Origin of the sequence: Terracoccus luteus (genome assembly GCF_003635045.1) — a bacterium.
In the GTDB taxonomy this organism is placed as follows: Bacteria; Actinomycetota; Actinomycetes; order Actinomycetales; family Dermatophilaceae; genus Terracoccus; species Terracoccus luteus.
The window spans coordinates 174929-187368 of sequence record NZ_RBXT01000001.1 but is presented as its reverse complement, the minus strand read 5'-3'; the positions used below and the strand labels follow the sequence as shown (position 1 = coordinate 187368).

Genomic DNA, 12440 nt, shown 5'->3' with positions numbered 1-12440 from the left:
ACCCCGCCGGGTGGAGGCAGGGGTCGGACGTGCAGGCCGTCAGGCGGCGGCAGCCGGGCAGCCGAGCGGGCGCACCCACCCCGCTGCCCGGCATCCGGACCGCTCGTCTCAGTGCTGGTAGGTGCCGTGCAGCACGGCGCGGCCGAGGGTCTTGAAGGCGAGGTTGAACGACACGACCGCGGGTGAGGCGGACTCGTCGACGCCGAGGCTGGGCTCCGACACCGCGTGCACGACGAAGAAGTAGCGGTGCGGCATGTCGCCCTCGGGCGGGGCGGCGCCGGTGAAGCCGAGGCCACCGCCGTCGTTGCGCACGTGGAACGCCTTGCCCGGCAAGTCGTTCGCCGCTGCGCCGGTGGGCAGGGACGTGACGTCGGCGGGCACGTCGACGAGCACCCAGTGCCAGAAGCCGGAGGGGGTCGGGGCGTCGGGGTCGAAGCACGTGACGACGTAGCTCTGCGTGCCCTCGGGCGCACCGCTCCACGACAGCTGCGGCGACGTGTCGCCCTTGTCGGCGACCTGGTCGTCCTTGAGGGGCGCACCGTCGGTGACGTCGTCGCTCGTCACGGTGAACGAGGCCACCGCGGGCAGCAGCTCGTAGGGGTTGGGCGCAACGGGACGGTCGAGGCTCATGCAGGTCTCCTGGGGTCGGTGGTGGCGACGCCCTTCGACCCTAACCGGATGCCGGTGGGCGGGCCGGGCTGCGGCGGCCCACCGGCGCGCGCCCGCGGTCAGGCCGAGAAGGCCGTCATGCGGATGGAGACGAGCAGACCCGGGACCGCGGGCCCGAGCCGGGCGACGTACCGGGCCGGCGGGTCGGTGGCGAACCAGCGGGCGTACTCCTCGTTCAGGCCGGCGAAGTCGCCGGGGTCGGCGAGCAGCACCCCGACCTCGACGACGTCGTCGAGCGTCGCCCCGGCGGCCCGCAGGACGGCCTCGCAGTTCGTCATCGCCTGCCGGGTCTGGGCCTGGATGTCGTCGCCGGCCATCCGGCCGGTGGCCGGGTCGACACCGGTGGTGCCGGACATGAAGACCTGCGAGCCGGCCCGCACCGCCTGGCTGAAGAGTGGCGAGCTCGGGGCTTCGGGCGTCGAGATGGTCTGACGCGGCATGTGGACCTCCTGGCCGATGGTCCCACCGCCCGACCTGTCGCGACAGAGGGTTGCGGTCGCGGTTCTCGGGCGCCGCCGGGGCGACCGGCCCGGAGTGCCCGGCTGTGCCGGCGCGGGCGCAGGTACCCTGTCGTCGGCGGTCAGACCAGGCAGGGCTCCGTGGAGCCTCTGCACCGTGATGGCCACCAGGGCCTCTAGCTCAGTCGGTAGAGCATCGGACTTTTAATCCGCCGGTCGTCGGTTCGAGCCCGACGGGGCCCACCACCCGGACCGCGGCGACCCGCTCGCGCGGCGAGCCGGCATCCGGACGACGCGTCGGTGACCGGCACGAAACACGGCGGACACATCGAGGTCGTACAACTGACCCGTGAACCTCAGCCCGGCCGACACCGAGAAGCTGCTGCTCGCCGTGGCGGGCATGGTCGCCCGCGACCGCCTGTCGCGCGGACTGCGCCTCAACCACCCCGAGGCGGTGGCCCTGCTCAGCACGTGGGTCATCGAGCGGGCCCGCGAGGGAGCGCTCGTCACCGATCTCATGGAGAGCGGCCGCGAGGTGCTCTCACGCGACCAGGTCATGGAGGGCGTGGCCGAGATGATCGCCGACGTGCAGGTCGAGGCGACCTTCCCCGACGGGCGCAAGCTCGTCACGCTGCACCACCCGATCTCCTGACTGCGACGAGAGGCGACCCCATGGCAGGCACGAGCAGCAGCGGCCCCGGCGCGATCCGCACCGGCGAGGGTGACGTCGAGCTGAACGCCGACCGACGCGACGACGAGCGCCTCAACCTCGTCGTCGAGAACACCGGCGACCGGCCGGTGCAGATCGGCTCGCACCTTCACCTGCCCGACGCCAACGCCGCCCTGCACTTCGATCGGGCCGCCGCTCACGGCTTCCGCCTCGACGTCCCCTCGGGCACGTCGCAGCGGTTCGAGCCCGGCGCCTCCCGGCGGGTGGATGCCGTGGCGGTGCGCGGTCGGCGGGTCGTCCCCGGCATCCAGGCCAAGACCGACGGCGGGGTGCTCTGATGCGCATCAGCCGGGCCGAGTACGCCGCCCTCTACGGACCGACCGTCGGCGACCAGGTGAGACTCGCCGACACCGACCTCTGGATCGAGGTCGAACGCGACCTCACCGTCGGCGGCGAGGAGGCGGTCTTCGGCGGCGGCAAGTCGATCCGCGAGTCGATGGCGCAGGGCACGACGACCCGGGCCGAGGGCGCCCCGGACACCGTCGTCACCAACGCCGTCGTGCTCGACTGGTGGGGCGTCGTCAAGGCCGACGTCGGCATCCGCGACGGGCGCATCGTCGGCATCGGGCGGGCCGGCAACCCCGACATCGCCGACGGCGTCGACCCGGCGCTGCGCATCGGCCCGTCGACCGACGTCATCTCCGGCGAGGGCAAGATCCTCACCGCCGGCGGCATCGACCTGCACGTCCACTTCCTCTCGCCGTCGCAGATCCACGAGGCGCTGGCGACCGGGCTGACGACGCTCGCGGGCGGGGGCACCGGGCCGAGCGAGGGCTCCAAGGCGACGACGGTGACGCCCGGGGCGTGGCACCTTCAGACGCTGCACCGCGCGCTCGACGGCTACCCGATGAACTTCCTCCTGCTCGGCAAGGGCAACACGGTCAGCGCCGAGGGGCTGCGCGAGCAGGCGCTCGCCGGCGCCGGCGGCTACAAGGTGCACGAGGACTGGGGCTCGACCCCCGCCGCCATCGACGCCGCGCTCAGCGCCGCGGCCGAGTGGGGGCTGCAGGTCGCGCTGCACAGCGACAGCCTCAACGAGGCCGGCTTCGTCGAGTCGACGGTCGGCGCCATCGCCGGGCGCTCGATCCACGCCTTCCACGCCGAGGGCGCCGGCGGCGGGCACGCGCCCGACATCCTCACCGTCGCGGGGCTGCCCCACGTCATCCCCGGCTCGACCAACCCGACGCTGCCGCACACCGTCAACACCGTGGCCGAGCACCTCGACATGCTCATGGTCTGCCACCACCTCAACCCGGCCGTCCCCGAGGACCTCGCCTTCGCCGAGTCGCGCATCCGCGCCACGACCATCGCCGCCGAGGACGTCCTGCACGACATGGGCGCCATGTCGATCACGTCGAGCGACGCGCAGGCGATGGGCCGCATCGGCGAGGTCATCACGCGCACATGGCAGGTGGCGCACGTCATGAAGGCCCGGCGCGGCGACCTCGGGGGCGGCCTGCCCGCCGACAACGAGCGCGCCCGCCGCTACGTCGCGAAGTACACGATCAACCCGGCCGTCGCTCACGGGCTCGACGCCCACATCGGCTCCGTCGAGGTCGGCAAGCTGGCCGACCTCGTGCTGTGGGACCCCGCCTTCTTCGGCGTGCGCCCCGCCGTCGTGCTCAAGGGCGGCGCCATCGCCTGGGGCGCGCTGGGCGACCCCAACGCCTCGATCCCCACGCCGCAGCCGGTGCTCATGCGGCCGTCGTTCGGGGATGCCGTCGGAGCCGACCTCTCTCTGTCGTTCGTCTCCCCAGCCGCCCTCGACGACGGCCTCGCCGACCGCCTCGGGCTGCGCCGCGGCCTGGCCGCGGTCACCGACACCCGCGGCGTCGGCAAGGCGCAGATGGTCAACAACGACGCCCTGCCCACGATCGAGGTCGACCCCGAGACGTTCACCATCCGCGTCGACGGAGAGGTCGTCGAGCCCGCCCCCGCCGAGAGCCTGCCCATGGCCCAGCTCTACTCGCTGTTCTGAGGTGGGCGTGGTGAGCAAACGCGCGCCGGCGCGCCCGGTGCGCCGACCGGCATCCCCGACGTGCCCGAGGATGCCGGTCGGCCGGCGCCCGGCCCACACCTCGCCCCGCGCGCGGCGGGGTCGGCCGTGAGCTCGCCCGAGCTCGTGCTGGCTATGCTCGCCGACGCGCGCCTGCCGACCGGCTCGCACGCCCACTCGGCCGGGCTCGAGCCGGCGGTCCTCGCCGGGCTCACCGCCGACGGCCGGCGTCTGCACGAGGTGCCGGCCTACGCGAAGACCCGGCTCGCCACCGTCACCCGCACCGAGGCGGCGGCCGCCGTCGTCGCCCGCCACCGGTGGCTCGACGGCGACCGTGACCTCGAGCCGGTGACCGACGCCTGGTGCGCGCGCACCCCGAGCGCCGCGATCCGGCAGGCGTCGTTCGCCCTCGGCCGCGGCTACCTCCGGCTCGCGACCGGGTTGTGGCCCAAGGAGATCGGCGCCCACGTCGACCGGCGCACACCGCTCCCGCGCCCCGTCGTGCTCGGAGTCGTCGGCGCCGTCACCGGGCTCGACGCGCGGCAGGTCGCGTGCCTCGCCGGCTACGACGACGTCCAGTCCATCGTGTCGGCGGCCCTCAAGCTCGTGCCGCTCGACCCGACCGAGGGCATGCGCTGGGTGCTCGCGCTGCACCCGGCCATCGACGCGATGGCCGACGAGGTCGCCCCGCTCACCCGCCCCGAGGACATCCCCGCCCAGGGCGCCCCGATGATCGACGCCCACGCCGAGGCCCACGCCACCACCACGAGGAGACTGTTCAGTGCCTGACCCCACCACCGCCGCCCCCCGCACCCGGTCCTTCCGCCTCGGCGTGGCCGGGCCGGTCGGCACCGGCAAGAGCTCGCTCATCGCCCTGCTGTGCCGCGGCCTGTCGAGCGAGCTGCAGCTCGGTGTCATCACCAACGACATCTACACCGACGAGGACGCCCAGTTCCTCCGCAGCGCAGGCGTTCTCGACGTCGAGCGCATCCGCGCGGTCGAGACCGGGGCCTGCCCCCACACCGCGATCCGCGACGACGTCACCCCCAACCTGCTCGCCGTCGAGGACCTCGAGCACGACTTCGCCCCCCTCGACGTCGTGCTCGTCGAGTCGGGCGGAGACAACCTCACCGCGACCTTCAGCCCCGCCCTCGTCGACGCGCAGATCTTCGTCCTCGACGTGGCCGGCGGCGGTGACGTCGCGCGCAAGGGCGGCCCCGGCATCGGTCGAGCCGACCTGCTCGTCGTCAACAAGACCGACCTCGCTCCCTACGTCGGTGTCGACGTCGCCCGCATGGTCGCGGACGCCGGCGAGGCCCGAGACGGCCGCCCCGTCCTCGCGCTGTCGCGCCACGACCCCGCGTCCGTCGAGGCCCTGCTCGGCTGGGTGCGCGAGATGGTGACGCGCGTCTCCGCCGGCGACCACACCCCCGTCGACCCCGGGCCGATGGCGCCGCACAGCCACCTGCTGGCCGACGGCACCGTCATCTCCCACGTCCACACGCACGAGAGCGAGCCGGATGCCGCGTCGCACCGTCATTGAGGTCGCCCCGGCCGCGACCGGACCCGGCCGGCCACCCCGGGTGCGGCTGGCCGGGGCCCAGCTCGGCGCCCGTCGCCTGCCCGACCGGCACGGCCGCGTCCGGGTCGCGCTCGTCGCCACCGAGGCGCTGCTGCTGGCCGGCGACGACGTGCGCGTCGAGGTCACCGTCGGACCGGGCCTGCTGCTCGAGATCGTCGAGACCGCAGGCACGGTCGCGTACGACATGCGCGGCGGGAGCGCCCGGTGGGACGTCACCGCGCGCGTCGCCGACCGTGGTGGGCTCGCCTGGGCGGGCCTGCCGTTCGTGGTCTCCGACGGCGCCGACGTCACCCGCACGACCACGGTGACCCTCGAGGGGTCGGCCCGGGCCACCCTGCGCGAGACGGTCGTGCTCGGTCGCACCGGCGAGCAGGGCGGTCGCCTCGACACCCGCCTGTCGTCGACGATCGACGGCCGACCGCTGCTCGCCGAGGCCACCCTCGTCGACCCCGACAGCCGCCGTGACCCGGCCCTGCTCGGCGGGTCCCGCTGCCTCGACTCCGTCACCACGCTGGGCCACCGCCTGAGCGGCGCCGACACCAGCGCCGACGCCCGCGACGACACCAGCCACAGCAGCAGCCACACCGACGGCAGCGGCCCGGCGCCGACCACCGCCCGCCCCGCGACCCTGCTGCAGCTGCACGGTGAGGGGTCGGTCGCCCGCTGGCTCGGCGACGACGCCCACGCCAGCCCGCTGACGCGGCTGTCGGAGAACGCAACGGTGGCGATATCCGGACGAAACACGCCGTCCCTACCTTTGTCGCTGGCACCGCGGCCCTGACGGGCCCGCCACGCCACGGGCCCGTCGGGGTCGTCCCTCCGGACGAAGGCCCGCCATGACCCAGATCGACCGCACGGAACCGTCTGCACCACGACCGAACCCGCCCACGGCCACCGACGCCGGCCCACCGGCATCCGCCGAGCTCGACACGCTCACCGCCACCCGCGAGACGCTCGAGGACTACACCCTCCGGTTCGCCCCGCGCAGCTACCGGAAGTGGTCGACCGGCGTCGTCGCGGTGTCGGCCCTCGGCGGGATTGCCTACCTCGCCGACTTCGCCATCGGCGCCAACATCGGCATCGCGTACGGCACGACGAACGCCCTGTGGGGCATCCTCGTCTTCACCGTCGTCATCTTCCTCACCGGCTTCCCTCTCGCGTACTACGCGGCCCGGTACAACGTCGACCTCGACCTCATCACGCGAGGCAGCGGGTTCGGCTACTACGGCTCGGTCGTCACCAACGTCATCTTCGCGACGTTCACCTTCATCTTCTTCGCCCTCGAGGGCTCAATCATGGCGCAGGGGCTCGACCTCGGCCTCGGCATCCCACTGCCCATCGGGTACGCCGTTTCGACCATCATCATCTTCCCGCTCGTCGTCTACGGCATGAAGGTGCTCTCGAAGCTGCAGGTCTGGACGACCCCGCTGTGGCTGCTGCTCATGGTCGCCCCGTTCGTCTACCTCGTCGCCAGCCACCCCGACTCGGTCGAGACGTTCTTCGCCTACCAGGGCGAGGACGGCCAGGGCGCGCCCAGCCTCGGCTCGGTCATGCTCGCCGCCGGCGTCTGCCTCTCGCTCATCGCCCAGATCGCCGAGCAGATCGACTACCTGCGCTTCATGCCGCCCAAGACGCCCGAGAACTCGCGCCGCTGGTGGACCGCGATGGTCATGGCCGGCCCCGGCTGGGTCTTCTTCGGCGCCGTCAAGCAGGTCGTCGGCCTCTTCCTCGCCGTCTACCTCATCGCCAACGTCACCGACGGCGCGTCGGTCGCCAACGAGCCGGTGCACCAGTTCCTCGAGATCTACCAAGGCTTCATGCCGGCCTGGCTCGCGATGACCCTCGCGGTCGTGCTCGTCGTCATCAGCCAGGTCAAGATCAACGTGACGAACGCGTACTCCGGCTCGCTCGCGTGGACCAACAGCTGGACCCGCATCACGAAGCACTACCCCGGCCGGCTCGTCTTCCTCGGCGTCAACCTGCTCATCGCGCTGGTGCTCATGGAGGCGAACATGTTCGACTTCCTCAACACCATCCTCGGGTTCTACGCCAACTGCGGCATGGCCTGGATCGTCGTCGTCGCGAGCGACATCGCGATCAACAAGTACCTGCTCGGGCTCTCGCCGAAGCAGCCGGAGTTCCGCCGCGGGATGCTCTACGACGTCAACCCGGTCGGGTTCGGCTCGATGCTCGCCGCCGCCGGCGTCTCGATCCTCGCCTTCTTCGGCGGGCTCGGCGAGGCGGTGCGTCCGTACTCCCCGCTCGTCGCCATCGGCCTGGCCCTCGTGCTGCCGCCCGTCATCGCCGTCGCGACGAAGGGGCGCTACTACCTGCGCCGCACCGACGACGGCATCGACCTGCCGATGCTCGACGAGCACGGCAACCCCTCGGGGGTGACACTGCCGTGCCACGTCTGCCACCACGACTTCGAGCGGCCCGACATGATGCGCTGCGCGACGCACGACGCCTTCGTCTGCTCGCTCTGCCTGTCGACCGACACCGTCGCCGACCACGTCCTGCCGCCGCAACCCCCTGCTTCCTCGTCGTCGGATGCCGGGCGGCCGGCTCCGGTGGGCGGCTGACCTCGTGGTCCCGCCGGGCCGAGCGCGAGGGGTCGTCGCACGACGACCCCTCGCGGGGTACGACCGTCGTGGACCGGTGGCCGGTCCGAGCCTGCCCGGCACCGACCCGGGCACCCGGCCGCCCCGCGAGGAGCCCGCCGATGAGCCCATCCGTCCCGACCGACCTGCTGGAGCGAGCCCGACGGCTCGGCGCCCTGCACGAGGGTGCCCGCGAGCAGCGCCGCCCCCTCGTGCTGCCGACGGTCTGGGACGCGTGGTCGGCCCGCACCGCGTTGGCCGCCGGGTTCGACGCCCTCACCATCGGCAGCCACCCCCTCGCCGACTCACGTGGGGAGGGTGACCACGAGGAGCAGCGGTTCGAGGACGTCGTCGCCGCCGCCCGTCGCATCGTCGACTCCGTCGACGTCCCGGTCTCCATCGACCTCGAGGCGGGATACGGCCAGGAGCCGGCCGCCCTCGTGGCCGGTCTCATCGAGGCCGGCGGGGCGGGGCTGAACGTCGAGGACACCGTGCACTCGGAGGCCGGGAGGCTGCGGACGTCCGACGAGCACGCGACGTACGTGGCCGGCATCCGGGCCGCCGCCGACGCCGCGGGTGTGCCCCTGTGGCTCAACGCGCGGACCGACCTGTTCCTGCACGCCGAGAACCCCGCGGCGGTGCTCGACGAGGCCGTCGAGCGGCTGCGGGCCCTCGTGACGGCGGGCGCCGACAGCGTGTACCCGGTGCGCATCCAGGACGACGACGAGCTCATCACCGCCGTCGTCGCCGCGGTCGACGTGCCGGTCAACTGCACCGCCCACCCGGTCAAGCACGACCTCGAGCGGTTCGCCCGGCTCGGGGTCGGCCGCATCACGTACGGGCCGCTGCTGCAGGCCGCGCTCACCGACTCGATGAACGGCATGCTGGCGTCATGGACGAGTCGCGCATGACCGAGCCCACCGAGCCCACCGAGCCCGCCGAGCCCGCCGAGCCCGCCGAGCCCACCGGCCACCCCGACGGGCCCCAGGGCGTGGGTGGCACCGACCCCGCGGTGACCCGGCACCCCGGCGGCTATGACACGCCTGGCGACCCCGCGCTCGCCGCCGTCACCGACCGCTTCGTGGGCCTCCTCGGCGCCGACAACCTCGTCGAGTTCTCGCTGACCCCGTTCGACCACGTGGGCGTGCCCGTGTGGCAGTCATGGTGGAGCGAGGGCGAGCGCACGAGCGGCGGCATCGGCTACGGCCCCACCCAGCAGCGGGCCCGCGTCGGTGCGCTCGGCGAGTGCGTCGAGCACGCGACGGCCGCCCGGTCGCTGCCGTCGTCCCGGCAGGAGGAGGGCAGCCTCGCCGAGCTGCGCGCCCGTCTCGGCGAGGATGCCGTCGTCGACCCGCGCACGCTCGGGCTGCCCGCGGGGGCCGACTTCGACGACGACCGGCCCCTCGTGTGGTGGCCGACCCGCCGCCTGCGGGACGACGCCACCGTCTGGGCACCGGCCGAGTTCGTGGCCAGCTCGGGCGGCGAGCTGCCCGCGCCGCCCCCGGGTGGGTGGCTGACCACTCCCGTGAGCAACGGCCTCGGGGCCGGGTCCACGCGCGCGCAGGCCGTGAGCCACGCCGTGCTCGAGATCTTCCAGCGGGACGGCAACGGCCTGACCTTCCGCGCCCTCGACGCCGGCCGCGTCGTCGAGCTCGACGAGGTGACCGATCCCTCGACCCTCGTCGTGCTAGGCGCCCTGCGCTCGGCCGGCGTCGACGTGACCGTCAAGCTCGGCGCCACCGACTTCGGCGTGCCCAACCTCTACGTCGTCGGCACCGGTCCCGGCGACGACGTCGTCGTCGCGACCGCCTGCGGCGAGGCCGCACACCCCGACCGTGAGGTCGCCCTCTCGAAGGCCGTGCTGGAGTTCGCCAGCGCCCGCGCCCGCAAGGCGTTCATGCACGGTCCGCTCGATCGGGTGCACGAGGTCGCCCCCGACGGCTACGACGCGGTCATCGCCGCCATGCGACCGGAGAACGAGGAGCAGCGGGTCCTCGACGCCATGGTCGGGTGGCTGCGGATGCCGGAGGAGACCTGGCGCCCGCTCGTCTACTCGACGGTCCTGCGCCGCGACACGACGACGGCCTTCTCGTCGCTCCCGACGACGACCGTCGAGGGGCACGACGCCCTGCTCGCCGACGTCGCGGGCCGGCTCGCGGCCGAGGGCTTCGACATCCTCGTGCACGACCTCGTCGACGAGCGGGGGGCGGATGCCGGGGTACAGGCGGTCAAGGCGATCGTCCCCGGTCTCGAGGTCGAGACCGTCGCCTACGGGCGCATCGGCGAGCGCAACGCGGCCCGCCTCGTGGCCCTGGGCCGCGACGACCTGATGCGGGTCGGCGAACGCCCCGGTGAGGGCTGGTCGCAGGTGCACCTGACGGCGGCCGGCCGGGAGCGGCTGGGAAGTGACGCGTGGCTCGACCGGAGGGCCGTCGACGCCGTCGCCGCCGACCTGCTGCCGTTGTACAGGGAGCCCGGTCGGCACACCGCCCAGCAGGTGCTCTCGGCCGGTGGGGGCGCGCGCGTGTAACAGACGGCCGTCTCGGCGCTGCAGGGGGCTGAGGTTGTGCAAGGTCTGTCCAAGGTTTAGCGTCGTACTCGAGAGCTCGGTAAAGCCAGTGCCGAAAGGGTCTCGAACCGCAGGAGTACCACCATGACCGTCACCACTATCACGCCCGGCCCCGCCGGCACCGCCACCGCGACCTCCCCGGTCCGTTCCGACGTCCGCACCCGCGAGCTCATCGCCATCATCCGCGAGACGTCCGACCCGTACGAGCGCTCGCGCTGCCTCGACGAGGCCGCCCGCATCCACATGCCCCTCGCCCGCAGCCTCGCCCACCGCTACGGCGGCCGAGGCCTCGACCGCGACGACCTCGAGCAAGTCGCGTATCTCGCTCTGCTGAAAGCGATCTCGCGCTTCGACCTGTCGAAGGAGACCGAGTTCGGGGCCTACGCCACCCCCACCATCACCGGTGAGCTGCGTCGCCACTTCCGCGACCACGGCTGGCTGGTCCGCCCGCCTCGTGCGCTGCAGGAGCGTCGCCAGCTCGTCACCCAGACGCGTGACCGCCTCGAGCAGACCCTCGGCCACGCACCCGACTCGACCGAGCTCGCGACCTTCCTCGGTCTGACCGACGCCCTCGTCCGCGAGGCCCAGGTGGCCGCGTCCAACCTTCGTCCAGCCTCCCTCGACGCCACCACCGCCGACGGCGACCGCCCGGCCCTCGAGCTCGTGCACACGGCATCCGACCCCGCCCTCGACGAGGGCATCGTCGTGCGCACGGCGATCGGCCGCCTGCCCGCCCGCGACCAGCAGCTCATCACCCTGCGTTTCGACGACGACCTCACCCAGGCCGAGATCGCCTCGCGCATGGGCCTGTCGGCCATGCAGGTAAGCCGCCTGCTGCGCCGGGCCCTCGAGGAGCTGCGCGGCTACCTCGCCACCGAGGGCGTCGCCGCCGCCTGACCCCGCTCCACCCCCCGTCGAAAGGCCATATAGACACCGTCGAAAGGCCAATCGTCGACACGACGAACGGCCCCGTCCCACGCTCGCACGAGCGTCAGGCGGGGCCGTTCGTCGTCGACGTCGGGTGACCCGTGCGGCATTGACCTTTCGGTGACCCCTATTTGGCCTCTCGACGGGGGGGTCGAGGCGCAGGGGTCAGCGGGCGGGGGTGGGCTGCTCGTCGCGGTCGGTCCCCTCGTTCCCCCGGTCGGCGGTGTGCGTCGCACCGGCACGCCCCGCGGAGCCGGCCTTCTCGGCGCGGTGCGTGCGCACCCGCCACACGACGACACCGAGCACGACGACGACGCCGGCCACGATGGCCGCGTCGCGGCCGAAGACGGCCTCGACCTTCTGGTACGAGGCACCCGCGAGGTACCCGGCCGTGACGACGACCGACCCCCAGAGGATGCCGCCGAGCGCGTTGAAGAGCAGGAACGTGCGGTACGTCATGGGCGAGGAGCCGGCGAGCGCCGGCATGACGGCCCGGAAGAACGCGACCCAGCGCCCGAGCAGCACCGCCCAGCCGCCGCGGCGCTTGAGGAAGTCCTGGGCGGCGTCGATGCGGGCGTGGTGCTTGCGCAGCGGCTTGCTGTCGAGCAGCCTGGGCCCGAGCCGGCGGCCGACCTCGAAGCCGACGCTGTCGCCGATGACGGCGGCCGCGATGACGACCGCGAGCACCGCCGCCAGCGGCACGTGCCCGCGGTTGGCCGCGACGCCGCCGAGGATGGCGACGGTCTCCCCCGGCAGCACGAAGCCGACGAAGAGCGCGTCCTCGGCGAAGACCACGAGGCCGACGACGACGAGCACGAGCGCCGCGGGCGCGTCGAGGATCTTGCTGACGAGGTCGCCGATCATGGCGTCGATCGTCGCCGAGTCGGCTGGAAGATCGCTGGGAGCCCG

13 protein-coding genes and 1 tRNA gene are annotated in these 12440 nt (G+C 73.3%); 11 read left to right on the top strand and 3 right to left on the bottom strand.

From position 1 onward, the window contains the following. Positions 1 to 108: 108 nt before the first annotated feature. Both DFJ68_RS00890 and DFJ68_RS00885 read right to left on the bottom strand, forming a co-directional pair. Complete coding sequence (locus DFJ68_RS00890; protein ID WP_121030255.1) at positions 109 to 630, bottom strand: YbhB/YbcL family Raf kinase inhibitor-like protein; 522 nt, start codon at positions 628 to 630, stop codon at positions 109 to 111. A gap of 98 nt (positions 631 to 728) precedes the next feature. After that, complete coding sequence (locus tag DFJ68_RS00885; protein WP_121030253.1) at positions 729 to 1109, bottom strand: RidA family protein; 381 nt, start codon at positions 1107 to 1109, stop codon at positions 729 to 731. Positions 1110 to 1297: 188 nt separating this feature from the next. On the opposite strand from DFJ68_RS00885, the gene DFJ68_RS00880 reads away from it, so the two are divergent. From DFJ68_RS00880 to DFJ68_RS00830, 11 genes are all read left to right on the top strand, one after another. After that, a tRNA-Lys gene (locus DFJ68_RS00880) sits at positions 1298 to 1373 on the top strand. A gap of 103 nt (positions 1374 to 1476) precedes the next feature. After that, complete coding sequence (locus DFJ68_RS00875; RefSeq protein WP_121030251.1) at positions 1477 to 1779, top strand: urease subunit gamma; 303 nt, start codon at positions 1477 to 1479, stop codon at positions 1777 to 1779. Positions 1780 to 1799: 20 nt separating this feature from the next. Next, positions 1800 to 2135 (top strand): urease subunit beta, encoded by a 336-nt coding sequence (gene ureB, locus DFJ68_RS00870; protein ID WP_121030249.1) that lies wholly within the window; start codon positions 1800 to 1802, stop codon positions 2133 to 2135. Further along, positions 2135 to 3835, top strand: a complete 1701-nt coding sequence (locus tag DFJ68_RS00865) for an urease subunit alpha (RefSeq protein ID WP_121030247.1) — start codon at positions 2135 to 2137, stop codon at positions 3833 to 3835. Before ureB ends, DFJ68_RS00865 begins: the two co-directional genes overlap by 1 nt. 126 nt (positions 3836 to 3961) lie before the next feature. After that, complete coding sequence (locus DFJ68_RS00860; protein WP_245963368.1) at positions 3962 to 4642, top strand: urease accessory protein UreF; 681 nt, start codon at positions 3962 to 3964, stop codon at positions 4640 to 4642. Beyond that, complete coding sequence (gene ureG, locus DFJ68_RS00855) at positions 4635 to 5396, top strand: urease accessory protein UreG (protein ID WP_121030245.1); 762 nt, start codon at positions 4635 to 4637, stop codon at positions 5394 to 5396. The genes DFJ68_RS00860 and ureG overlap by 8 nt, the downstream gene beginning before the upstream one ends. Further along, positions 5374 to 6216 (top strand): urease accessory protein UreD, encoded by an 843-nt coding sequence (locus DFJ68_RS00850; RefSeq protein WP_121030243.1) that lies wholly within the window; start codon positions 5374 to 5376, stop codon positions 6214 to 6216. Before ureG ends, DFJ68_RS00850 begins: the two co-directional genes overlap by 23 nt. Positions 6217 to 6271: 55 nt before the next feature. Beyond that, entirely contained in the window at positions 6272 to 8017 is a 1746-nt protein-coding gene (locus DFJ68_RS00845) for a purine-cytosine permease family protein (protein WP_121030241.1), read from the top strand. A gap of 140 nt (positions 8018 to 8157) precedes the next feature. Further along, positions 8158 to 8946, top strand: a complete 789-nt coding sequence (locus DFJ68_RS00840) for an isocitrate lyase/PEP mutase family protein (protein WP_121030239.1) — start codon at positions 8158 to 8160, stop codon at positions 8944 to 8946. Then, positions 8943 to 10565: a YcaO-like family protein gene (locus tag DFJ68_RS00835; RefSeq protein WP_170165680.1), complete on the top strand. Its 1623-nt coding sequence runs from the start codon at positions 8943 to 8945 to the stop codon at positions 10563 to 10565. Before DFJ68_RS00840 ends, DFJ68_RS00835 begins: the two co-directional genes overlap by 4 nt. A gap of 123 nt (positions 10566 to 10688) precedes the next feature. Next, positions 10689 to 11501 (top strand): sigma-70 family RNA polymerase sigma factor, encoded by an 813-nt coding sequence (locus DFJ68_RS00830; RefSeq protein WP_121030235.1) that lies wholly within the window; start codon positions 10689 to 10691, stop codon positions 11499 to 11501. A 195-nt stretch (positions 11502 to 11696) separates the two neighbouring features. On the opposite strand, the gene DFJ68_RS00825 is transcribed toward DFJ68_RS00830, so the two are convergent. Next, positions 11697 to 12395 (bottom strand): DedA family protein, encoded by a 699-nt coding sequence (locus DFJ68_RS00825; RefSeq protein ID WP_121030233.1) that lies wholly within the window; start codon positions 12393 to 12395, stop codon positions 11697 to 11699. Positions 12396 to 12440: the final 45 nt, after the last annotated feature.